Annotated in this window: 25 protein-coding genes and 1 pseudogene; 21 read left to right on the top strand and 5 right to left on the bottom strand. The window is 28.4% G+C overall.

Translation table 11 applies throughout. The features are described from left to right. Positions 1-151 precede the first annotated feature (151 nt). Genes EXD82_RS02735 through EXD82_RS02745 form a run of 3 tightly spaced genes read left to right on the top strand, consistent with a single transcriptional unit; the run spans position 152 to position 2,250 of the window. A complete protein-coding gene (locus tag EXD82_RS02735; protein ID WP_142535379.1) occupies positions 152-1,240 on the top strand; it encodes a hypothetical protein in 1,089 nt (362 codons plus the stop codon). After that, complete coding sequence (locus tag EXD82_RS02740; protein ID WP_246081993.1) at positions 1,233-1,550, top strand: hypothetical protein; 318 nt, start codon at positions 1,233-1,235, stop codon at positions 1,548-1,550. The genes EXD82_RS02735 and EXD82_RS02740 overlap by 8 nt, the downstream gene beginning before the upstream one ends. After that, positions 1,543-2,250 carry a hypothetical protein gene (locus EXD82_RS02745; RefSeq protein WP_142535380.1) on the top strand — a complete coding sequence of 236 codons (708 nt, stop codon included), beginning with the start codon at positions 1,543-1,545 and terminating at the stop codon, positions 2,248-2,250. The genes EXD82_RS02740 and EXD82_RS02745 overlap by 8 nt, the downstream gene beginning before the upstream one ends. Positions 2,251-2,384: 134 nt before the next feature. On the opposite strand, the gene EXD82_RS02750 is transcribed toward EXD82_RS02745, so the two are convergent. The 3 genes and pseudogenes from EXD82_RS02750 to EXD82_RS10595 all read right to left on the bottom strand — a co-directional run bounded on the left by EXD82_RS02750 (position 2,385) and on the right by EXD82_RS10595 (position 5,081). Beyond that, positions 2,385-3,941, bottom strand: a complete 1,557-nt coding sequence (locus tag EXD82_RS02750; RefSeq protein WP_142535381.1) for an RNA-directed DNA polymerase — start codon at positions 3,939-3,941, stop codon at positions 2,385-2,387. Positions 3,942-4,355: 414 nt separating this feature from the next. Further along, positions 4,356-4,541: a transposase gene (locus tag EXD82_RS10590; RefSeq protein ID WP_408634439.1), complete on the bottom strand. Its 186-nt coding sequence runs from the start codon at positions 4,539-4,541 to the stop codon at positions 4,356-4,358. 172 nt (positions 4,542-4,713) lie between these two features. Beyond that, positions 4,714-5,081 (bottom strand): annotated as a pseudogene (locus tag EXD82_RS10595) (transposase). A 704-nt stretch (positions 5,082-5,785) separates the two neighbouring features. On the opposite strand from EXD82_RS10595, the gene EXD82_RS02760 reads away from it, so the two are divergent. The 13 genes from EXD82_RS02760 (at position 5,786) to rbr (ending at position 15,021) form a co-directional block, all read left to right on the top strand. Beyond that, positions 5,786-6,757, top strand: a complete 972-nt coding sequence (locus tag EXD82_RS02760) for a nucleoside hydrolase (protein ID WP_142535382.1) — start codon at positions 5,786-5,788, stop codon at positions 6,755-6,757. Further along, entirely contained in the window at positions 6,757-7,311 is a 555-nt protein-coding gene (locus EXD82_RS02765; RefSeq protein ID WP_142535383.1) for an ECF transporter S component family protein, read from the top strand. Before EXD82_RS02760 ends, EXD82_RS02765 begins: the two co-directional genes overlap by 1 nt. A 12-nt stretch (positions 7,312-7,323) precedes the next feature. Further along, positions 7,324-8,019: a radical SAM protein gene (locus EXD82_RS02770; RefSeq protein WP_142535384.1), complete on the top strand. Its 696-nt coding sequence runs from the start codon at positions 7,324-7,326 to the stop codon at positions 8,017-8,019. A gap of 125 nt (positions 8,020-8,144) precedes the next feature. Then, positions 8,145-8,903 (top strand): DNA alkylation repair protein, encoded by a 759-nt coding sequence (locus tag EXD82_RS02775; protein WP_246081994.1) that lies wholly within the window; start codon positions 8,145-8,147, stop codon positions 8,901-8,903. Between the two features lie 4 nt (positions 8,904-8,907). After that, positions 8,908-9,435 carry a DNA-binding protein gene (locus tag EXD82_RS02780; RefSeq protein WP_142535385.1) on the top strand — a complete coding sequence of 176 codons (528 nt, stop codon included), beginning with the start codon at positions 8,908-8,910 and terminating at the stop codon, positions 9,433-9,435. Between the two features lie 59 nt (positions 9,436-9,494). Further along, positions 9,495-10,169 carry a response regulator transcription factor gene (locus EXD82_RS02785; RefSeq protein WP_142535386.1) on the top strand — a complete coding sequence of 225 codons (675 nt, stop codon included), beginning with the start codon at positions 9,495-9,497 and terminating at the stop codon, positions 10,167-10,169. Further along, on the top strand, positions 10,156-11,421 hold the full coding sequence (locus EXD82_RS02790; protein ID WP_142535387.1) for a sensor histidine kinase: 1,266 nt from the start codon (positions 10,156-10,158) through the stop codon (positions 11,419-11,421). Before EXD82_RS02785 ends, EXD82_RS02790 begins: the two co-directional genes overlap by 14 nt. A 157-nt stretch (positions 11,422-11,578) precedes the next feature. Beyond that, positions 11,579-11,896 carry a thioredoxin gene (gene trxA / locus EXD82_RS02795; protein ID WP_142535388.1) on the top strand — a complete coding sequence of 106 codons (318 nt, stop codon included), beginning with the start codon at positions 11,579-11,581 and terminating at the stop codon, positions 11,894-11,896. A gap of 95 nt (positions 11,897-11,991) precedes the next feature. Beyond that, complete coding sequence (locus EXD82_RS02800; RefSeq protein ID WP_142535389.1) at positions 11,992-12,870, top strand: NAD(P)/FAD-dependent oxidoreductase; 879 nt, start codon at positions 11,992-11,994, stop codon at positions 12,868-12,870. Positions 12,871-13,047: 177 nt separating this feature from the next. Continuing rightward, the gene (locus EXD82_RS02805) at positions 13,048-13,449 is read left to right on the top strand and encodes an ArsR/SmtB family transcription factor (RefSeq protein ID WP_142535390.1); all 402 of its coding nucleotides are present in this window, start codon (positions 13,048-13,050) and stop codon (positions 13,447-13,449) included. Then, positions 13,418-13,798 carry a NifB/NifX family molybdenum-iron cluster-binding protein gene (locus EXD82_RS02810; protein ID WP_142535391.1) on the top strand — a complete coding sequence of 127 codons (381 nt, stop codon included), beginning with the start codon at positions 13,418-13,420 and terminating at the stop codon, positions 13,796-13,798. The genes EXD82_RS02805 and EXD82_RS02810 overlap by 32 nt, the downstream gene beginning before the upstream one ends. A gap of 112 nt (positions 13,799-13,910) precedes the next feature. After that, on the top strand, positions 13,911-14,321 hold the full coding sequence (locus EXD82_RS02815) for a Fur family transcriptional regulator (RefSeq protein ID WP_246081995.1): 411 nt from the start codon (positions 13,911-13,913) through the stop codon (positions 14,319-14,321). A gap of 37 nt (positions 14,322-14,358) precedes the next feature. Next, entirely contained in the window at positions 14,359-15,021 is a 663-nt protein-coding gene (gene rbr / locus EXD82_RS02820; RefSeq protein ID WP_142535392.1) for a rubrerythrin, read from the top strand. 120 nt (positions 15,022-15,141) lie between these two features. On the opposite strand, the gene EXD82_RS02825 is transcribed toward rbr, so the two are convergent. Together EXD82_RS02825 and EXD82_RS02830 are read right to left on the bottom strand one after the other, a co-directional pair. Beyond that, positions 15,142-15,936 carry a Cof-type HAD-IIB family hydrolase gene (locus EXD82_RS02825; protein WP_142535393.1) on the bottom strand — a complete coding sequence of 265 codons (795 nt, stop codon included), beginning with the start codon at positions 15,934-15,936 and terminating at the stop codon, positions 15,142-15,144. Positions 15,937-16,021: 85 nt separating this feature from the next. Continuing rightward, positions 16,022-16,411 carry a (deoxy)nucleoside triphosphate pyrophosphohydrolase gene (locus tag EXD82_RS02830; RefSeq protein ID WP_142535394.1) on the bottom strand — a complete coding sequence of 130 codons (390 nt, stop codon included), beginning with the start codon at positions 16,409-16,411 and terminating at the stop codon, positions 16,022-16,024. A gap of 105 nt (positions 16,412-16,516) precedes the next feature. Between EXD82_RS02830 and EXD82_RS02835 the strand changes: the two genes are divergently transcribed. The 5 genes from EXD82_RS02835 (at position 16,517) to EXD82_RS02855 (ending at position 21,533) form a co-directional block, all read left to right on the top strand. Then, positions 16,517-17,224, top strand: coding sequence for a response regulator transcription factor (locus EXD82_RS02835; protein ID WP_142535395.1), 708 nt, complete (start codon positions 16,517-16,519; stop codon positions 17,222-17,224). 190 nt (positions 17,225-17,414) lie between these two features. Next, the gene (locus EXD82_RS02840; RefSeq protein WP_174919135.1) at positions 17,415-18,227 is read left to right on the top strand and encodes a sensor histidine kinase; all 813 of its coding nucleotides are present in this window, start codon (positions 17,415-17,417) and stop codon (positions 18,225-18,227) included. Positions 18,228-18,353: 126 nt separating this feature from the next. Then, the gene (locus EXD82_RS02845) at positions 18,354-19,109 is read left to right on the top strand and encodes an ABC transporter ATP-binding protein (protein ID WP_142535397.1); all 756 of its coding nucleotides are present in this window, start codon (positions 18,354-18,356) and stop codon (positions 19,107-19,109) included. Further along, the gene (locus EXD82_RS02850; RefSeq protein ID WP_142535398.1) at positions 19,096-21,006 is read left to right on the top strand and encodes an FtsX-like permease family protein; all 1,911 of its coding nucleotides are present in this window, start codon (positions 19,096-19,098) and stop codon (positions 21,004-21,006) included. Before EXD82_RS02845 ends, EXD82_RS02850 begins: the two co-directional genes overlap by 14 nt. Positions 21,007-21,107: 101 nt before the next feature. Then, positions 21,108-21,533 carry a response regulator gene (locus tag EXD82_RS02855; RefSeq protein ID WP_142535399.1) on the top strand — a complete coding sequence of 142 codons (426 nt, stop codon included), beginning with the start codon at positions 21,108-21,110 and terminating at the stop codon, positions 21,531-21,533. The last annotated feature ends 78 nt before the right edge of the window (positions 21,534-21,611 follow it).

Genomic DNA, 21,611 nt, shown 5'->3' on the forward strand with positions numbered 1-21,611 from the left:
AAAAAGCGAGGCTAATAAAACCTTATTTAAAAACTGTTTTCTAAGTGTATTTTCAGTATATAACTTTATAAAAAAGAATATAATTAATCATAGATTTTTATATCTGTTTAAAGTATAATCAAAGTAAAGTATTTATAGAAAGGAGAATTATATGCAACTAAATAATTATTTGGAATACTTAGAGAAAACGGTTATGTCTTATTCTGACAAAGTTAAAAACTTTTTAGTAAAAGAAATGATGAAACAAGGAATTGCTACTAAGGGAAGTAATTTATCTGGACAATTATGTATCGAAGGAATGGAAGCAATTGACATTTCAGAAAAAACAACATCTGAACGGTTAAATATTTGTATAAATCAAAGCAAAAGAGCAGGCTATCTTTTAGAAAAATGGGAGTTTGTAAAGGACTATAAGTATTCTGTAATTTTTACATGTGATAAGTTTTTAAAAGTATTAGAGAAAGTAGAGAAAATTAAACCTTTAGGTGATTTATATGAAAACGATTATTTAGAAACATCATTTGTAGAACCTGTTGCTTATGAAATGGATGATTATTATTTTTTAAAGTTTAACTTAGCATATTCAGCGATTCATCCACTTACACAAGAAGAATTTTTAATAAAATATCCTTTCTTAGTTGTATTTCATAAAAAACATAAATTAGTAGAATTTAGGTTTGATGTTTTGAAGAAAGTATTTTTATCTGAAAGTAAAGGACAAAATATATATGCAACATTAATTTCAGAAGCATTATGTTACTTAGAAAGTAACTTTGATTGTTATTTAAAACCATTAGATCTTGATTTTATGATTAGTGTGTGCAAGAATGATGAAAATGTAAAACTAATTGCTCAATATATGAAATTACCTAGTGGTGGAAATGCTCAATTAGAAGTTGGAAATAATCAAGAATATATATTACCCTTTATAGGAGAGTTAAGGGCACTATTAAATGATTATCAAGAAGATTTAAAGGAAGTTCCTGAGTTTAGAGACGCTATGGAACAATTTTTATTTGAAATGGAAGAAATGTCTGATTATCCTTGGATAGAATTATTATGGGAAAATGAGATAAAAACAAGAAGCAATCATATTAAGCTTGTTTCTAACTATATGAATGAATCTTACTATTTAATACAATATTATTATAGTAATGTATTAACTGGAATGGAGCGAATGAATGATGTTATCGAATACATTGTCAATCATAGAAATTGTAATACAGAACAAATTGAATAAAAAAGTGGATGAAGATAATTTGATTAATTTTTTAAAAAGATATAAAAAAAATATGTGGCTTTATCCAGGAGTTATAAAAAGAAAATATAATCTATCTATTGCTGAAACTTATGATTTTTTAAACGAATTAGAAAAACAAGGTATTTTACAAAGTTATTATGAATTATACTGTAGTAGTTGTCAAAAATCTATGGGTACAATACGATTATTTAATGAACTGCCAGAAACTTTTGAATGTGAACTTTGTAATGAAGAACTTCAAACTTTAAAAAATTCATTTTTAATATACAAGGTGATACGTGATGATTAGTAAAGAAGATAGAGAAACATTTAATATATTAAATTTACTTAATTCAGTTTCAGAACAATTAAGTTATGAAAAAATATGCGAATTAAGTAATGAACAAATAAGTAAATACAAAGAATTACTTGAAAAATTCAAAATGATAAATAATGTTGATTTTAATAAATCTGAATTAGATAATGTACATATTGAAAAGGGGAAAGCATTAGAAAATTTAGTAAGCTATTTAATGAAAATATCTGGAGATATATTTTATGTAGATAGAAATTTGAGAACATCTACAAATGAAATTGACCAAATATTTTCCTTGAAAACTAAAGGTAAAATATTATTATCATATCATTTAATAAATGATAAGCTAGAAAATTTTTTAGGTGAATGTAAAAATTACAATAAACCTGTTGATGTTACATATATTGGTAAATTTTGTAGTTTATTATTAACTAATCAGGTAAAACTTGGTATATTATTTTCTTACAATGGAGTTAGTGGTGAAAATTGGAGCAATGGTTCTGGTTTGGTAAAAAAATTTTATCTTTCAAAAGAAAGAATAGAGGATAGATATTGTATAATTAATTTTTCAATAAAAGAATTTGAATCTATATTAAATGGGAAAAATATATTGCAGATCATTGATGAACAATTAAAGTCTTTACAATTTGATACAGATTATACAAGACATCTGTCAAAGCATCCAGCAGAATAAGAATTAAATATTTAAAATTTATTAAAAAAAGAATAATTATGGAAATCGATGATGGTAAAGAAAAAAGAAATAACAAAAGGACTTTTGTAATTTGTAAGTATTAACTTACGAAAAAACAAAAGTCCTTATTTATTTTAAAAATTTAGATTTTTATTTTTTATATATTTTTCTATATAAGACTTAATATTAGATGAATCATTTATAAATGATTTTTTTGATTTTAAATTTTTGGAATAAAAATCAATATAATATTTTATTTTAGTAGCTTTATTGCTAGGAGTTACAAGGTTATGTTTATATGAATTTATGTGAGATGGTTCATTAATTTTATTAGGTAATAGATATTTTATAATAGATTCTTCTAAATCACTATAGAGTTCCTCATCATATAAAATTAAATGATAATTTTGAAACCAATAATATTCACCCACTTTTGTTTTTAGGTAATTTATACTATTTTCACTAAAAATTTTATCTTTTAAATAATAAGATATAAGAATTTGATTATTAGAGGAAGAAACTGTACCTTCTGAATCATTTAAAATATCGTCAAAGTTTAAAACTTTAATAGCATAATAATAATATAATTGCTCATCATTGAATGATCTAGATAGAGACTTTAAGTAATTATTTTTTAAGAAATTTTTAAAAGATTTGCTTTTGAAAAAATCTATATCTTTTAATTTATTAATACTATATAATAAAATTTCTGGACAAATAGAGATTATATAGCAAAATTGATGTTGATTGTATTCTCTAAAACAAAAATTATTTAAATTTAGATCACTGAAGTATTTAGACTTAAAGAAAGTAGTAAGAAAAATTTTTTGTAGATTATAATTTTTAAGCTTTGGCAATCGATATACAAGTTGATTCAAAAAGTATAATGTATTATTATTATGTTTATTAAATCTTTGTTTCGAACCAGAAATTATAGATGCCCAATATCTATTTAAAATATGTTCATCATTATATTCTAAGTAAGAAAAAATTTTTAACTTATTTGGATTTCTTTCTAAATCATATTTTTCTAAAACTTTATCGAAAATATCTAAAATTTTTGTATTATCTATTGAATTACAAAAGAAATAAAAATCATCAGAAAAATAATAAAAACTACAAGTAAAATTTTTTAATTTTTCATCTAAATCATCCGCAATTCTAGAAAGATATCTTTCTGCAATATAGAGTGAAATATAATTTCCCATAATTAATCCATTAGTATTACCGGAGTTATAATTAGTAAAAAAACGCTCATGAAGTGGTTCATTTAAGAAATCTAATTTATGAGTATAAATAGAATCGTAGAAACTTTTTATATCCACTTTTAGTAAATTATCGTAAATACATAATAGCTGAAGCTCTCTATTAACTTGCTTATCATATTCACCGCTCATAAAATCACCTGTAATAATATTAGGAACAAGTTTTGTATGATCATTTATTTGCTCGCTTAAATTAAAATTATCATAAGTTTTAAATATATTAAAAGCACAATAAAAATTTAATATATTAGGTAATTTAATAATTCTATAACTGTTATCATCTTTTTTTATTCTGAAATTAACTGGGACACACCAACATAAATTTTCTATATCATCTATTTTGTCTGGAAAAAATAAAGTATCAATGCTAATAAAAAATCGTATGGTATTTTTAAAATTATAATAATAATTTAAATTACTAGTCAAAATTAACAACCTCCTTTATAGAGTGTATAGAGCCTTTTACGTAAATTAGCCTTCGATGGCTTAAACTACCATTTGGTAATATAAATATTTATAAATAAATTATGTATAAAACTATCGCATTCTATAACATAATATTATTTATTTTTTTGCATGTCAAGAGTACCAGCTAAAAAGCCGATTTTCTTGATTTTTTGCATTTTATAATCTATCTTCATACATAATTGAAAGTTTTTCGTAAATATAACACTAGTTTCTTATGGGTAAAGACCATTTTTTCTTATTTTATTAACTGAAAAATATAAAGCTTTTTCTATTAATTCTTTTAAATTAAGCATTTACACTTTCAATAGTATTTGCAGTGTAAATAACAGTACCTGTAGTTGGTGAAAATTTAAATATAGGTATTATAGAATCTCAGTTTGTAAACCATAATTTTATAGCATTTGGATGTTTTTCATTCAATCTTTCAGCTATATGTTCAAGATTTATTTTTACATGTTCCTCATTAACAGCATGATATATGCTTTTTAAATCGGAAGCAAATTCCTTTTTATCTTTGTAAGATATATATTTTGGTGTATTTCTTACCTGATGAACAATGTATCTTTAATATTCTGCATTAGGAAAATCAAAGCTTATTGCTTCTTTTATTCCAGATAAGCCGCTGACACAAATTATTAGAATATCTTTTATAACTATGTTTTTAAGATCATAAAGTATTGAAAAACAGCATTTTAGAGGACTCAGCTTCGCCTATATAAATACTGAAAATTTACTTATATTCTCCAGAATTTATCCCCAAAATAATATAGGCGGTATTTTTCTTTACAACTCCATTTTCCTTTACTGAGAAATATGCTGCATTAATATATACAGCAGGATATACACTCTCAAGAAATCTAAATTTCCACTCTTCAATACGAGGCAATACTTTATAACTTATATCTGAAATTATACCTTCGGAAGTTCAAATCCGTAAATATCTTCGATTTGCTCTGTTATATTTCTACCCATTCCAAGAGCATATATGTTTATTATTCTTTCTTCTATTTCAGAAATATCCTTTTGTCTCTTTTGGATAATCTTAGCTTCAAAAGAAGAATCCCTATCCTGAGGGATATCAATCTCATATTCTACCATAGATAATCTTATTTTCTTTGTGCTGTTTTAATGTCATACATTTAAATAAGTTGTGTAATTATGTTTTTCTTGTATAGATCCATTGGTTCTCTTTTCTTTCTACCCATGAAAAATTGTCTCCGATGGTTAATTTGATGTTACCATAGAAAGAGATTAAATTTACAGACTTTTTTAAAATCCTTTATGTGATATTGCTAAGAGTAGAAAAAATAGAGCAGTATTTGGAGAGATTAATAGTGTAGATAGATGTAGATTTTGTTCTGTAGGTAGGGGAAAAATGGAAGTACTTAAAGATATAGCCATAAATGTAGATATTAGAACAAAAATAATGTTGAAAATGCTAACTTAGAAATAACTTGCAAGGATAACAAAAAACATATATAATATTAAACATAGCAAAAATAACGGTTGAAAATCTATGGATAAAATATAGATAATATGATTTCTCTGTGGATTCTTCTGATATTTGCTAAAAATTAAATATACTGAATTAGTATAAACCTTTAAAATCCAACGTTTCCGAAAAATAATATTAGGAATGTTGGGACCTGTTCGAGAACTCCAGGGATAAAAAACTAAGGACTTTATTTTATATAGTGGCAGTATATAAAGTTATATCCTTTGATATGGCTTTTTTTGTTGCAAAAAAGTCATATAGTTCTCTCTTTGCAATGTAAATTCAAAAGAAGAGAAAGGATGATTTTATGGAAAAAAGAAAGGTGATAATCGACTGTGATCCAGGAATCGATGATTCTATTGCCATAATGATGGCGGCAATGTCTGAGGAACTAGATATACTAGGTATTACAGTGTGTAGCGGAAATGTTCCAGCTGTGCAGGGGGCAAAAAATGCTATAAAGGCACTTGCTAAATGCAAAAGAACAGATATTCCTGTATATCTTGGAGAGGAGATTCCTCTTGAAAGAGAGCTTGTAACAGCTCAGGACACTCATGGAGATGACGGTATAGGAGATAGTGGATATCCGGACATTGACGGAGTAGAATACAGAACTGATGCAGTTGGCTTTATAACAGAAACGCTAAGAAACGAAGAAAATGTATCTATAATAGCGCTTGCTCCTCTTACAAATATAGCAAAGGCTATTATGAAGGACAGAGAGGCTTTTGACCGTATAGACGAATTTATTACTATGGGTGGAGCATTCAAATCAAATGGAAACTGTTCACCTGTGGCTGAGTTTAACTATTGGGTTGATCCTCATGCAGCAGATTTTGTTTACAAAAATATGCCTGTCACAATTCATATGGTTGGACTTGATGTAACAAGAGAGATAGTACTTACTCCAAACAGACTTGAACTAATGAAAAGACTAGGAAATAATGAAATGTACAGATATATTAGAGATATAACAGCTTTTTATACAGAATTTCACTGGAATCAGGAGGGAATAATAGGTTGTGTAATAAATGATCCTCTGGCAATAGGGTATTTCATAGATAGGAGTCTATGTAGTGGCGAAAAATATTTTGTAGAAATAGAAACAGATGGAAAAGCCATGGGAATGAGTATAGTTGATGAAGCAGATTTTTATAAAAAATCTAAAAATGCAATTGTACTTACAGATGTAGATTCAAGAAAAACTATGGATATGATAATGAACAAGTTATTTCCGGGACGGACTGAACTTGTGGCAAAGTTGGGAGGGAATATATAATGAGAAACGATAGCAAGACAAAAAAAATAACGATACTTGCATTCTGTGTTGCGATAAATATAATAGGTTCTTTTATTGCTCTTACATTGAGACTTCCTATATATATGGATTCTATAGGAACTGTAATGGCAGCAATGCTTCTTGGACCAAAGTATGCAGTTGCAACAGGAGTATGTGGCAGTCTTATAAGTGGAACATTTGATGTTTATTCTCTGTATTTTGCACCAGTACAGATAACAACTGGTCTATTTGCAGGTATAGTATTCAACAAAGGACTTCTGAAAGGCAAAAAACTTCCTTTTGGAGTTATGTGCTTTGCAATACCGACTTCAATTATAAGTGCTGTAATATGTGTAGTTTTATTTGGAGGAATAACATCTTCAGGATCTTCTTATATATTACAGTTTTTAAGTGCTATGGGTATGAACAAAGTGCTGGCAGCTTTTATTGTCCAGATTGTTACAGATTATGCAGATAAATTTGTGGCAGCAGCTATAGGGCTTGCAGTTTTAAATACTGTTCCTGCTAAATATATTCCTGCAAAAGGCAGATAAAAGGAGATATATATGGATAGATATAACAAAATAACAGAAAAAAATCCGAGAGAAATAGTTCTTTTAAAGGCATTTCCGTGTATCTGGGGAAAATGTAGTTTCTGTGATTATATAGATGACAACTCAAATGATGAGGATGAGATGAATAAACTGAATGAGGAAGTTCTAAAAAATATCACAGGAGAACTTGGTGTTTTAGAAGTTATAAATTCAGGTAGCTGTTTTGAAATACCAAAGGGAAGTCTTGAGATTATAAAAAATATAGTCGCAGAGAAAAATATTCATACTCTTTGGTTTGAAAGTCATTGGTGTTATAAAAACAGGCTTCAGGAAATGAAAGACTTTTTTGGAAAAAATGTAAAAGTAAAATTCAAGATAGGTGTTGAAACTTTTGACAATGAGTTCAGAAATGGATACCTTAATAAATGTGCAAAGTTTGATTCATATGAAGAAGTCAGAAAATATTTCGAGTCTCCATGCCTGATGGTAGGAATAAAAGGTCAGACAAGAGAGATGATAAAAAGAGATATAGAAATTGTTGAAAACTATTTTGAAAGAGGAACTGTAAATGTATTTGTAAACAATACTACAGATGTAAAAAGAGATGATGAACTTGTAAAATGGTATTGTGATACATACAGATATCTCGATGAAAATCCAAATATAGAGGTGTTGTACAATAATACGGACTTCGGTGTAGGAGATTAATTAAATAAATGATTTTAGAGTCGCCTTATATTGAGGCGGCTTTTTTATGCTATAATTAAGTAAAATATAAATAAAATAAATTATTGTATAGTTACAGAAATTATAAAGTATATAAGGGTGATATGATGACTGAAATAAATATGCAACTTAAATCTATAGATTGGAATGATAAAAGCTATGAGTGTTATATAGATTTTCTGAAATCTCTTTCAGAGGAAAAGTATAGACAATTCAGTATGAAGCTTGTTCCGGGAGAAGAAAATATAATAGGTATAAGAATTCCTGAACTCAGAAAAATAGCGTCTGAAATATCCAAGGGCAACTGGAGAGATTTTATCAGAGTTTCAGAAGATAATATCAGAGGATATCATGAAGAAATAATGATTATGGGTTTTGTAATAGGAAAACTTACTGATAAGAACTCAGATATAAATGAGATAATATTGTATATAGATAAATTTTTAAATTATATAAAAAACTGGGCTGTAAATGACAGTTTCTGTTCATCTCTTAAGATTACAAAAAAATATAAAGACGATATAATAACTTTAATAAACAATAATCTGGAGTCTGATAATCCATGGAGAATGAGGTTTTCTATAGTGATGCTCATGACATACTATATTGAAGAGAAAAATTTAGAAATGATATTTAATATATGTGAAAAATATAGACATGATGAGTATTATTACAAAATGGCGGTTGCATGGCTATTGTCAATGTGTTTTGTAAAATTCGGAGAAGAAACAATGAATTATTTTAAAATATGTACAATTGATGATTTTACATATAACAAGGCTATTCAGAAGACAAGAGAATCAAGAAGAGTTACAAAAGAGGACAAAGATATATTAAAAAATATAAAAAGAAGTATAGGGAGATAGATTTATGGCTAAGATTAAAGAAAATAACGAAAAAGAGCAGCAGGTGATGTTTGATTCATTAATAGAAAAGAATGTATCAGATACAAAGAAATCAGAAGGAAAAAATACAAATAAATCAACAGAGAGTAATAAAAAAACAGCAGACAAAAGTAAAAATGTAAAAGAAGCAGTTTCAGAGTCTAAAGACGATAAAATAATGAAAAATACAAACAAAAAGCCAACCAGAACTGTCAAAGCGAAAAAAGACAGAAAGATAAATATTACACAGGAAGATATGGATAAATTGTGTGAAGTATATGACTGGTATTTAAGTATAAAGGACTTCGTAAAGATTTCATCGATGTCAGAAGATAAAGAAGAGATTGTTATAGAGGATAAAGAACTTAAAGACACTAAAAAAGCATATCTGAATATAGATAGAAAAACATGGGAGGACTTTGATAGATTGTGCAGTAATTCCGGATACAAGAAAAATGAGGTACTCACTCAGATAATCAAGGATTTTCTTAGAGAGCATGAAAGTATGTTGTAAAGTTTAAATCAAGGAACAAGTTATAAAATGATTACAGTATCTGATAAGGAGGATGAATTATGAAGATATTAGCAGTTGAAGATAATAGAGCTCTTCTAGACAGTATTGAAGAAGAGCTTTCAAAACATTTTGAAGTAGAAAGATGTGAAGATGGTGAAGAGGCTCTTTATATGATAGAACAGAATATATATGATCTTGCGGTACTGGATATAATGCTTCCCGGTATGAGTGGAATAGAAGTATTGAAAAAAGCAAGAGAAAAAGGAATAGATACACCAGTTCTTATACTTACAGCAAAAGAGGCTCTTGATGACAAAGTAGAGGCATTCAGTACAGGGGCAAATGATTATCTTACGAAGCCTTTTTATATGGAGGAACTTGTAGCCAGAGTATACGCTATTTTAAGAACAAATGGTAAACTTACCGAGAAAACAGGATTGAACTTTAAGGATATGCGTATAGATACATCTGAAAAAAGGGTATTTGTAGGAGATGATGAGATAAAACTTCAGAATAAACAATACAATCTTCTGGAATACTTTGTGATGAATAAAGGAGCAATTCTTTTGAAGGAACAGATATATGACAGAATATGGGGAATTGATTCAGATGCAACCATAGAAATAGTGGAGGTATATGTAAGCAACCTTAGAAAAAAACTTAGTAAATATGGATATGATAAATACATAAAAACTAAAAGAAAAGTAGGTTATATATTCGATGACGATAAATAAGGATGTTTTTGAAAGTACGAAAAAAAGATTAATAAAAATAAATATGGTTGCAGTTGTGTGTTTTATGGCACTTCTTATGTTATGTACATTTATGTATTTCAGAGGAGTTACATTTAAAAGTATCGATGAAGATATGACAGCAGAACTAAAATATGTTATTGGTATGATTGAAAAAAGAGATTTTCTTTCGGAAATAAATTCTCCAATAAGACTGATAAATCCAAAAGATATGGTATATATATATGAAGATGGAGATATTAAGTATTACACTGAGAATGAGTACTTTGATAGTCTGATTCCAAAAGGAGACAGTAACGGCAAGGAAGGTTTTTCCAATTATTCTACAAGAGGATATAGTTTCAGAGAATTGAATATAGATATAGGAAACTATAGAATACAGATTATAAGGAATATAGACTCAGAAATAAATTCGATAAAACAGCTTATATACATTCTTTTAAGTCTTGGACTTTTAGCATTTATATTTGTATATATGATAGCTGTATATCTTACTAAAAAAGCTCTTATACCCATTGAAAATGCATGGAATGAGCAGGCTAAATTTATACAGGATGCATCTCATGAACTTAGAACACCAATAGCAATAGTTTCTTCGAAGCTGGAAAGTATATTGAAAAAACCGGAGAGTACAATAAATGATGAGGCTGAATCAATTGCAGCAGCGATGAAAGAAACAAGAAGATTAAAGAAAATGGTAAATGATCTTCTGGCTCTTACCAAAGGAGATGGAGTTGTAAAAGTAAACAAAGAAGAATTTGATCTTGTAGATATGATAAGTGAAATAACAGAAGATTATTTTGATATAGCAGAATTTCAGGAAAAAGAATTTGAGTTTAATGCTGATCTGGATAATATAGATATATATACAGATAAAAATATGCTCAAACAGCTTCTACTTATTTTTATAGACAATGCATTTAAATATACTGAATCAGGTGATAAAATTTCTATAGATATAGAAGAGAATAATGAAAAGGTAACAATAAATATAATTGATACAGGGATAGGAATTAAAAAAGAAGATATTCCTCATCTGTTTGACAGATTTTTCAGGAGCAATAATGTAAGAAACAGGGATATAGATGGCTCTGGAATAGGACTTTCTATAGCGTCCGTTCTTTCTGGACACATTGGTGCTGATATAAGTGTTAAATCTAAATTTGGAGAAGGAAGTACTTTCTCTATAAATATGAAGAAAGGGATAAAAATAAGAAAATCTCAGGATGTATAAAAATAATCAATATGATCTCCATATAATATATAATAAAATTTAATAAATAATACAAATAAAAATGTTAGAAATATAAATCTGAGGGTATATAGATACCATAAGAGATTATGAAAAATTTAAAGTTAATATAAATTTATATAATATGGAGGAAAACAAAATGGCAAAAGTAATAAATACATCAGAATTTAGAGATAAAGTGGAAAATGGAAATGGAGTAGCAGTTGTAGATTTCTTTGCAACTTGGTGTGGACCTTGTAAAATGCTTGCTCCTATATTTGAAGAGGCTTCTAAGGATATGGATGGAGAAGCTGTATTCTATAAAGTGGATATCGATGAAAGTCTTGAAATAGCACAGCAGTTCGGCATAACTTCAGTTCCTACAATGATGGTATTCAAAGATGGAAACATGGTTGAACGTATAGTTGGATTTATGCCAAAAGATGCATTAGTGTCAAAAATAAGAGCATCTTTATAATAGTATCGAAATTAAAATATATACTCTGCTTATTGCGGAGTATATATTTTTAACTATTAAATGATAATGAAAATCTAATAAAAGGAATGATATATATGGATAGATATGATATAGCTATAATCGGTAGTGGACCAGCAGCATTATCAGCTGCTATAAATGCAAAAATAAGAAATAAAAATATAATTATATTTGGAGCAAGAAACCTGAGTAATAAATTAATAAAGGCTCCTAAAGTAGATAATTATCTTGGTATAAAAGACGTATCAGGAACAGAGCTTATGGAGGCTTTTAAAGATCATATAGACAACATGGGAATAGAGATTACATATAAAAGAATAAATAATATATATGCAATGGGTGATTATTTTGCACTTATGTCAGGTCAGGAAATGTACGAAGCAACTTCAATCATACTTGCAACAGGGGTCGAATTTACAAAACCTATAAAAGGAGAAGAAGAATTCCTTGGAAAGGGCGTAGGATATTGTGCTACATGTGATGCACCATTATACAGAGATAAAAAAGTGGCTGTAATCGGATATAATACTGATGCAGAGGAAGAAGCTAATTATTTAAGTGAAATAGCATCAAAGGTATACTATATTCCTATGTATAATATGGAAAAAACAAAAGGAGCAGGTCATCTTGTAGACAACATAGATATAATCAAAGATAAACCTGTTGAAGTTTTAGGAAATGAACATGCTGAAATACTTAAAATGAAAGAATCAGAACTTGAAGTAGATGGAATTTTTGTACTTAAGGACAGTGTGTCTCCAGGTGAACTTGTACCTGGACTTGAAACAGAAGGACCACACATAAAAGTCGATAGGGAAATGAAAACAAATATAAAAGGATGTTTTGCAGCAGGAGATTGTGTAGGTAAGCCTTATCAGTATATGAAATCTGCAGGAGAGGGTCAGGTTGCAGCTCTTAATGCGGTGTCTTATCTTGATCAGATGAAAAATTCATAAAATTGGTTTTAAAAAAGAGAATGTCTTATTTGTCATTCTCTTTTTTATATCAATTACTTTTTAATTAAAATCCAGGTATTATACAATACGGCAAATATTTATAGAATAGCTTGAAAAAAACATATAAGTATAATATAATTTAATTAAGCGATTACTTAATTAAAAAGGAGTGTTTTAATGCAGGAAATCGTAAAAATATTTAAAGCACTAAGCGATGAAAACAGAGTCAGAATACTTGTTATTCTTTCACAGAGGAATATATGTCGGAAGGGAATATCAAGGCATCTCGGTATATCTGATTCGGCGGTATCTCAGCATATAAGTGTTCTTAAATCAGCAGGACTGATAACAGGAGTAAAGGAAGGATATTTTGTAAAATATAGAATAAACAAAGATGTTTTCAATGAAGGGAAAAATTTTCTTGAATTATTCCTGGATAACAACAGTGTTGAGATTAATAGTCTTTTAAAAGATGGAATTACAGAGCTTAGATGTTATTCAGAATGTAAATCAGCGAATCGATGCTATAAAAGGGAGGATTTAGAAAATGAAAGTTTGTTTTCCAGTAAAAGAGGATAAAGGTTTAGATAGTGTAATGTATAATCATTTTGGTACTGCGCCAATATTTATAGTATGTGATACAGAAACAGATGAAGTTGTATCTGTAGAGAATGGACATCTTGATCCAGTCACAGGAAAACATCCAGAGGGCGGATGTAATCCTGTAAAGGCTTTAAATGGGGCAGAAGTTGATGTTGTAGTAGTGGCAGGAATCGGAAAAGGAGCAGCTACAAAGCTTGGAGCAGCAGGTATAAAAGTATATCAGGGTAATTCTCTTCTTACAATAGGAGAAAATTTCAAAAAAATAAAAGAGGGGGGACTTCTTTTATTTGACCTTAATAATTCATGTACACACCACCATCACTAAATTATAATAAGTATTATATTTGAATAATTTTTGATTATAAATCAGGTAAATTGTATATAAATAATTTACCTGATTTTTTATTTATAAAAGTATTGACTTACAAGATTAGAATATGTATAATAATTTTAGAATCATTCTAAAAAAGAAAGGGGAGATTGGTATCACAAAATATGAAAAACGGATTTACAATATAGTAAATAATTCAACTGAACATATGACAGCGGAGCAAATATTTGATTCTCTTAAAAAAGAATATCCAACTGTTTCAAGAGCTACTATTTACAACAATTTAAACAAACTTTGTGATGCCGATATGATACGCAGAATTTCTATAGAAGGATTGACTGACTGTTACGATAGAATTATCAGACACGATCATATTGTCTGTAAAAAGTGTGGGAAACTTATGGATAAAAATTTTGAGGATCTTACAAAAACACTTAAAGATCAGTTAGGAGAAGATTTTCTTTATTATGATTTAAAGGTATTTTGTATTTGTGAAGATTGTCGTAATAAAAAATAATTTTTAAAATTAATTAATATAAAGGAGATGAAACAATATGAGTAAATGGAAATGTAAAGTATGTGGTTATGTATATGAGGGAGAGGAACTTCCAGCAGATTTTGTATGTCCGCTATGTAAACAGCCGGCATCTGCATTTGAAAAAATAGAAGAAGCACCAAAGGCAAATAAATATGCAGGAACTCAGACAGAGAAAAATCTTGAAGCTGCATTTGCAGGAGAGTCAATGGCTCGTAACAAATACACTTATTATTCTTCAGTAGCTAAAAATGAAGGATATGAGCAGATAGCTGCTTTATTCCTTAAGACAGCAGAAAACGAAAGAGAACATGCTAAAATGTGGTTCCAGGAACTTAATGGATTAGGAGATACTTCAGAAAATCTTTTACATGCAGCTGAAGGTGAAAATTATGAATGGACAGATATGTATGATGAATTTGCAAAAACTGCAGAAAAAGAAGGATTCCCTGAACTTGCAGCTAAATTCAGACTTGTTGCAGCTATAGAAAAACATCATGAAGAACGTTACCGTGCATTACTTAATAATGTAGAAAAAGCAAAAGTATTTGCAAAATCAGAAGAAAAAGTATGGGAATGCCGTAACTGCGGACATTTACATATAGGTGAATCTGCACCAGAAGTTTGTCCTACATGCATGTATGCACAGTCTTACTTTGAGTTAAACAGTGAAAATTATTAATATTTATAATACACAAAGTATAGTATTATTATATTAAAATAGTTATTAAAAAATACCGACTAGATAATCAGAGTGAAAAGATTATCCAGCCGGTATTTATATTTTTAGTACAAAAAATTTTTATATAAGGTTATGCTCTTTGCAGTAATGATATATGCCTTCATCTGCTACATGGCCGCAGACATCATCCGCAAATGATTTGACTTTGTCTGAAGCATTCCCCATAGCAACTCCTGTTCCAACTGTCTGAAGCATTTCGATATCATTTGCACCATCGCCGAATGCTATAGCTTCATCTTTTGTTAATCCGTAGAATTCAAGCATTTTTTCAACGCCAATACCTTTACCTCCATTTGCAGGGATTATATCGGCAGCTCTGTCCCACCACGCGGTTATTCTGGCACCATTTACATCTTTCAGAATTGAGTCATACTGGTCTTTTGTACATCCGAGCATCATCTGATATACATCATCTTTAATAAGAGCGTTAAAATCTTCAGCAAGCTCAACTTTTTCATTTGTTATATTATAATAGTCTATAAGGTCTTTATCAGCTCCATTAGCTCCCATATTATCTCTTGTAGCTACAGATACTGGTCTTCCTATAGATGTTGCATTTTCTATAATTCTATTTACATCCTCAGATGGTATAGGATTACTAAAAAGTATTTCACCTTCTTTTGTATAGCAATATGATCCGTTAAATGTAAGGAATGCATCAAATTCAACTCCTGGAACTTTTGGAACAATCATTGCGGGTCTTCCGGTTGCCAGGCATATTTTTATTCCATTATCCTGAAGTTTAGATAGAGTTTCGACCATAGTAGGTGTTATTTTTTTCTTTTCCATATCGATTATAGTGCCATCGACATCAAAAAAAGCAATTTTTATATTCTTAAAACATTTTTTATCCATCACAAAATCTCCTTATATTTTTACAATTAAAATTTATACAAATATATTATATATCATAAATATTAAAAACAATACCTATATTATACTAGATATCCATGTTTTTAAGTTTTTCCACAGCATCTATATCTGCAGGAAGCCAATTTACATCATCGAGATCAGATTTTGAAAGCCATCTAAAATCACTGTGTTCAAGGAGCTCTATATTAGAATCTACAAGGTGACATATGTAGCAATGCATAGTTATATTCATATCCGGATATGAATGGTTTATGGTAATCAGAAAATTATCAACTTCTATACAAGCATTTAATTCTTCCTTGATTTCTCTTTTTAAAGCCTGTATATGAGTTTCATTTTTTTCAATTTTACCACCAGGGAATTCCCAACCTCCCTTTAGAGAGCCATATCCTCTTTGAGTTGATAATATTTTTTTATTGTTTATAATGATAGCTGCAACAACCTCTATATTTTTCAAAAAATCACTTCCTTTTTATAAACTATGTTCTTATGATATAACAGTTGATGCGTATTTTCAATATGATATAATCAGAATATAAATACATAAATAAGGAGAATAGCCATGGTAGATGATAAAAATAATGATAATATAGATATATTTATAGTAGAAGATGACTTTACACTTGCGGATGAAATTAAAATTTCTCTTGAAAAATATGGATATAAATCAGAAAGATCAAGTAATCTGGAAAATATAACAGAAGAAGCTTTACTTTTAAATCCAAAGCTTATTCTTATGGATGTAAATCTTCCATTCAGAGATGGTTTTCAATGGTGCTCTGAGATAAGAAGATTTTTAAAAGTTCCGATAATATTTATATCGTCCAGAAATACAGATATGGATATCATAATGTCAATAAATATGGGTGGGGATGATTATATAATAAAACCTTTTTCGATACAGGTGCTTATCGCAAAAGTGCAGGCTTTGTTCAGAAGAGCATATTCATATAATAATTCATCATCTCCATCTATAAAAAGTCTAAGAGAAGTTACTCTTAATATGGCTGACAATACTGTGATGTATCATGGAAATATCATAGAGTTGAGCAAAAATGAATTTAAAATAATGAATATACTGATGTCAAAGGCTGGAACTGTAGTCAGCAGAGATGAAATAATGGATATATTGTGGAGTACAGATGAATTTATAGGAGAAAATACCCTTACAGTAAATATAAATAGACTGAGAAGCAGATTGAAAAGTATCGGGGTTGAAAACTTTATAAAAACAAAGAAAGGTCAAGGGTATATAATAGATGAATATTAAAGATTATTTTTTTAAGACCTGGAGATATATTTTGTTTTTTATCGTGGTTATATTTATAGTCAACATAAATATATTAATAGATGTAGGTATTACTATATCAAAGGATAGTTTATTATATATGAATTTTATTATTTTGTTTATTGGAATTATATTTTTTGTATATGATTTTTATGTATTCAAAAGAAAAAATATGGAAATAGAAACAAGAATAGCAAACTGTGATATGAATGACATAGATATAAAGATAAGCAGAGAATATAGAGGTATAGTCGAAGCTGTAGATCGCGTAAATATAGATAATATGGAAAAAATAGAGTCACTCAAAAGTGAAATAAAAGAATTTAATGATTATGTAACGGACTGGGTTCACCAGATTAAAATCCCAATATCAATACTTGAAATAATGTCGGAAAGACTAGAGGATAAAACCGTTTCAAAATCTATGAGAATAGAGCTAAAAAGAATTGACTCACTTGTGGAAAAAGTCATGTATATAAGCAGATCTGGAAATTATAGCTCTGATTTCAGTTTTGAATCTGTAAATATTGGTAAAATAGTTCGAGATGTAATAAAGAAAAACAGATATATGTTTATAATAAAAAATATTGAAATAGATTTAAAAGATATGAATGTAGAAGTTATTACTGATAGAAAGTGGATTTCACATATTTTTGAAATAATACTTGATAACGCATGCAAATATTCTCATGAAGGTGGAAAAATAGAGATATACTCAGATATCAAAGACAAAAGAGTTGATATACACTTTAAAGATTATGGAGAGGGTATATCTATATCTGATATTGGAAGAGTGTTTGAAAAAGGATTCACAGGTAAAAACGGAAGAAATAGATTTAAATCGACTGGTATGGGACTTTATGTTGCAAAAAAGATACTAAATGCAATGGGAAGCGATATAAAAGTTGAATCCATAGAGGGAAATTATTGTGATGTTATAATTGAAATATCAAATATTGCTGAATTGAATATATATAATAATTAGATTATACCCTGTTTGAATATTACATTTTTGTTATATTTAAGCAGGGTATTGTAATGTTATTCGATGGTATGAGAAAATCCGATGGAATAAAATATAGATACAAAGAAAAATAAGGAGTGATTAAAAATGTTAAAAGCAGAAAATATAAAAAAAGAATACAGAGTGCATGGCAAAAGTTTCAAAATAATAAAAAATATAAACCTGACTATTTATGATGGAGACTTTGTATCTATAATGGGACCTTCAGGTGCAGGTAAATCGACTTTGCTGAATATGTTATCTACAATAGAAAAACCAACGCAGGGAAGGATTCTTTATAACAGCAAGGATGTTACACAGATGAAAAATAAAGAGTTATCAAGATTTAGAAAGGATAATATAGGATTTATTTTCCAGGACTACAATCTAATAGACAGTATGACAATAGAAGATAATATAGCACTTCCTCTTGTAATCTCAGGGGAAAGATATTCTGTTATCAGAGAAGAAGTATCAAAATTTGCAAGATTTTTTGGAATAGAAGAACAGCTGGGGAAATATCCGTACGAATTGTCAGGTGGACAAAAACAGAAAGCTGCAGCTGCAAGAGCAATGATAATAAAACCAAAAGTTTTGTTTGCAGATGAGCCAACAGGAGCATTGGATTCCAGATCATCAATAGAATTATTAAACTGTCTGAGCAAAATGAACAGAGAATCAGAAATAACCATAATAATGGTAACTCACGATGCATTCGCAGCAAGTTATTCCAAGAAAGTTATGTTTATAAAAGATGGAAATATAAATGCCCAGATAGACAGTGATGGAAATAGAAAGAAATTTTTTGATGACATAATGAAAGTTGTCGCTTCTACAGGAGGTGAAATAAATGAGACTATTTAAGATATCACTAAAAAACGTAAAACATAATATTAAAAATTATACAATGTATATTCTTTCGATGGTTGTATGTATTGCAATATTCTACAATTTTATGTGTGCAGGAAGCAGTGATGATATTGAAATAATGAAAGATTTTACTTCTATGAGAGCTTTGATAGGAATGTGTGTGTTTATACTTATACTATTTTTCATATCATTTATGAATTATTCTACAGAGTTTTTTGTAAGCAGGAGAAAGAAAGAATTTGGGATATATACCTTTATGGGAGTAGAAAATAAAAAGATAGCATATCTATTTGCTCAGGAAGGGTTGATAATAGGAATTATATCTGTAATATCAGGTATAATTCTGGGAATAGTTACAAATAGAATGTTTATGATGGGAATGGCAAAAGTTGTTGGAGAAAATACAAGTATAGATTTTGAAATTTCATATACGTCTATTATATATACTTTTATTATATTTGCTTTTATCCTAATGTATTCTTTTATTAGAGAATATATTAAAATTATAAGAATGGAAACATCAGAACTGTTAAAAAGTGGAAGAAGTGATATGAAGGATTATAAAATAAAGAGTTCATGGCTTAGATTTTCTATAGGAATTCTAGGGCTTGTAATGTTCATATCAGGTGGATATATTGCATTAAACTATCTTGATTATAATTTGAATATGAGTCATGTTATAATAATATCTCCTTTACTTATGATAATTGGTATAAATCTAATGTGCAGAGGATTTATAACAGAAGTTGTACTAAGAATATCAAAAAATAAGAAAATATTATATAAAGGCACTAATATTATAAACTTCAGTAGTATGTCTTTTAACTTTATTAAAAATAATAAAGTTCTGGCTATTACATCAGTGCTAATAGTATGTTGTATAACAGCATTTACTTCAGGCTTGTCTACGAAAATGATGTTTAAGGATCTTATGATTTCTAAGTTTCCGTATAGCGTTGCAGCATCAGTACAAGATAAAAATCAGGAGATGACGGTGAAAAAAGCCTTTGATTCAGAAAGAGGAAGAGAGTTATTTAACACAGATTTTGATTATATAAAAGCTGAACTGTATATGAACAGTAATTTTGGGGAATACAAAGAAAAAGATCCTATTATAAGTTATTCAGACTATGAGCGAATAAGAAATATACAACTAGATCCCCTTAAAAAGAATATGAAAATAGAAAAACCGGATGACAATGAAATAGTATGCCTTATACCATCAAATATTATGGGAGTCAGTTTTGGTAAAGAAGCTAATATGAATGGAAAAATATACAATATTTGCGAACAAAAGACGGGATATATATTTTCTGAGGATATAGAAGGAAATACAGATATGGCATTTGTAGTATCTGATGATACATACAAAACTATACGCTCATCATCAAATAAAGAAGATATATACAAATATATGGTAATATCTCTAAAAAATTACAGAGAAACAGAAAATATTTCTAAAACTCTGGATAATACTGGAATAGAATTTTCAGATGCACACAATTTTATACAGAGAGATTATCAAATGTTTAATCTGATATACTTTATTTCAGTGTTTATGTCTATTGTATTTGTAATAGCAATAGGATCAATGCTTTATTTCAGATATATAACAAGTGCCATAGATGAAAAAATGAAATTTGATATAATGAGAAAAATAGGGGTAGATAGTAAATTTATAAATAAATCAGTCATATATCAGGCGATATTGTTTTTCTTTATACCATATGTCATAGGAATATCCGGCGGCATATTTGGTGGTATTTTTGCTAAAAATGCACTGAACGTAATGGGAATATCTCCTATATTAGAAGCAATAGGAATCTTTACACTAATATATATTGTTTATATTTTTATAACAGCAAGAAAATATCTTCGTGAAATAAGATAAATAATATATAATTATTCCCAATAATAACCCACAAGATAGATTTTAAATTATACAAATGATATAATTTACTTGTAATAATTTTGGGAAAGGGATATGATATTATGAATAGAAGAACAGTTATTTCTGAAATAGAAGAAATCGAATTTACAGTTAATATATCTGATAATTCAACGGATTTATTTATTGTAGATGATGATAGTGTATTTGCTGATTTTCTGATTTATGAACTTGAAAAATATGGATTTAAATCAGTAAGAAATTTTGGAAAAGATATTATTTCTGAAATAGCAATATCAGATCCCAAGGCGATAATTATAAATGGTGATATATTAAATATAGATATTTTTATGCTATGTAAAAAAATATCTTTTATTCTTGATATTCCAATTTTAATTATAATATCTAAGGATACAGAAGCAGATATTATAGATTATGCTGTAATGAATAAATATAGGCATATAAAAAGACCTTTTTCCATGAGAAAATTGGTGTATGAAATCTCTCATATAATTAATAGATATATTTAAAGGGGCTGTCGCATTAATATTTTATTAGTGCGATAGCCCTTATTTTTTTGAAAAAATATAATAAAAAATCACCTTCTA

The sequence above is a fragment of the Peptacetobacter hominis genome (assembly GCF_006861675.1).
Taxonomy (GTDB): domain Bacteria; phylum Bacillota; class Clostridia; order Peptostreptococcales; family Peptostreptococcaceae; genus Peptacetobacter; species Peptacetobacter hominis.

Bases quoted from the DNA above. Each gene is read 5' to 3' on its own strand.
- EXD82_RS02735 (WP_142535379.1), top strand. From the start codon at position 152: ATGCAACTAAATAATTATTTGGAATACTTAGAGAAAACGGTTATGTCT.
- EXD82_RS02745 (WP_142535380.1), top strand. From the start codon at position 1,543: ATGATTAGTAAAGAAGATAGAGAAACATTTAATATATTAAATTTACTT.
- EXD82_RS02760 (WP_142535382.1), top strand. From the start codon at position 5,786: ATGGAAAAAAGAAAGGTGATAATCGACTGTGATCCAGGAATCGATGAT.
- EXD82_RS02765 (WP_142535383.1), top strand. From the start codon at position 6,757: ATGAGAAACGATAGCAAGACAAAAAAAATAACGATACTTGCATTCTGT.
- EXD82_RS02770 (WP_142535384.1), top strand. From the start codon at position 7,324: ATGGATAGATATAACAAAATAACAGAAAAAAATCCGAGAGAAATAGTT.
- EXD82_RS02775 (WP_246081994.1), top strand. From the start codon at position 8,145: ATGACTGAAATAAATATGCAACTTAAATCTATAGATTGGAATGATAAA.
- EXD82_RS02780 (WP_142535385.1), top strand. From the start codon at position 8,908: ATGGCTAAGATTAAAGAAAATAACGAAAAAGAGCAGCAGGTGATGTTT.
- EXD82_RS02785 (WP_142535386.1), top strand. From the start codon at position 9,495: ATGAAGATATTAGCAGTTGAAGATAATAGAGCTCTTCTAGACAGTATT.
- EXD82_RS02790 (WP_142535387.1), top strand. From the start codon at position 10,156: ATGACGATAAATAAGGATGTTTTTGAAAGTACGAAAAAAAGATTAATA.
- trxA (WP_142535388.1), top strand. From the start codon at position 11,579: ATGGCAAAAGTAATAAATACATCAGAATTTAGAGATAAAGTGGAAAAT.
- EXD82_RS02800 (WP_142535389.1), top strand. From the start codon at position 11,992: ATGGATAGATATGATATAGCTATAATCGGTAGTGGACCAGCAGCATTA.
- EXD82_RS02805 (WP_142535390.1), top strand. From the start codon at position 13,048: ATGCAGGAAATCGTAAAAATATTTAAAGCACTAAGCGATGAAAACAGA.
- EXD82_RS02810 (WP_142535391.1), top strand. From the start codon at position 13,418: ATGAAAGTTTGTTTTCCAGTAAAAGAGGATAAAGGTTTAGATAGTGTA.
- EXD82_RS02815 (WP_246081995.1), top strand. From the start codon at position 13,911: ATGTATAATAATTTTAGAATCATTCTAAAAAAGAAAGGGGAGATTGGT.
- rbr (WP_142535392.1), top strand. From the start codon at position 14,359: ATGAGTAAATGGAAATGTAAAGTATGTGGTTATGTATATGAGGGAGAG.
- EXD82_RS02825 (WP_142535393.1), bottom strand. From the start codon at position 15,936: ATGGATAAAAAATGTTTTAAGAATATAAAAATTGCTTTTTTTGATGTC.
- EXD82_RS02835 (WP_142535395.1), top strand. From the start codon at position 16,517: ATGGTAGATGATAAAAATAATGATAATATAGATATATTTATAGTAGAA.
- EXD82_RS02840 (WP_174919135.1), top strand. From the start codon at position 17,415: ATGGAAATAGAAACAAGAATAGCAAACTGTGATATGAATGACATAGAT.
- EXD82_RS02845 (WP_142535397.1), top strand. From the start codon at position 18,354: ATGTTAAAAGCAGAAAATATAAAAAAAGAATACAGAGTGCATGGCAAA.
- EXD82_RS02850 (WP_142535398.1), top strand. From the start codon at position 19,096: ATGAGACTATTTAAGATATCACTAAAAAACGTAAAACATAATATTAAA.
- EXD82_RS02855 (WP_142535399.1), top strand. From the start codon at position 21,108: ATGAATAGAAGAACAGTTATTTCTGAAATAGAAGAAATCGAATTTACA.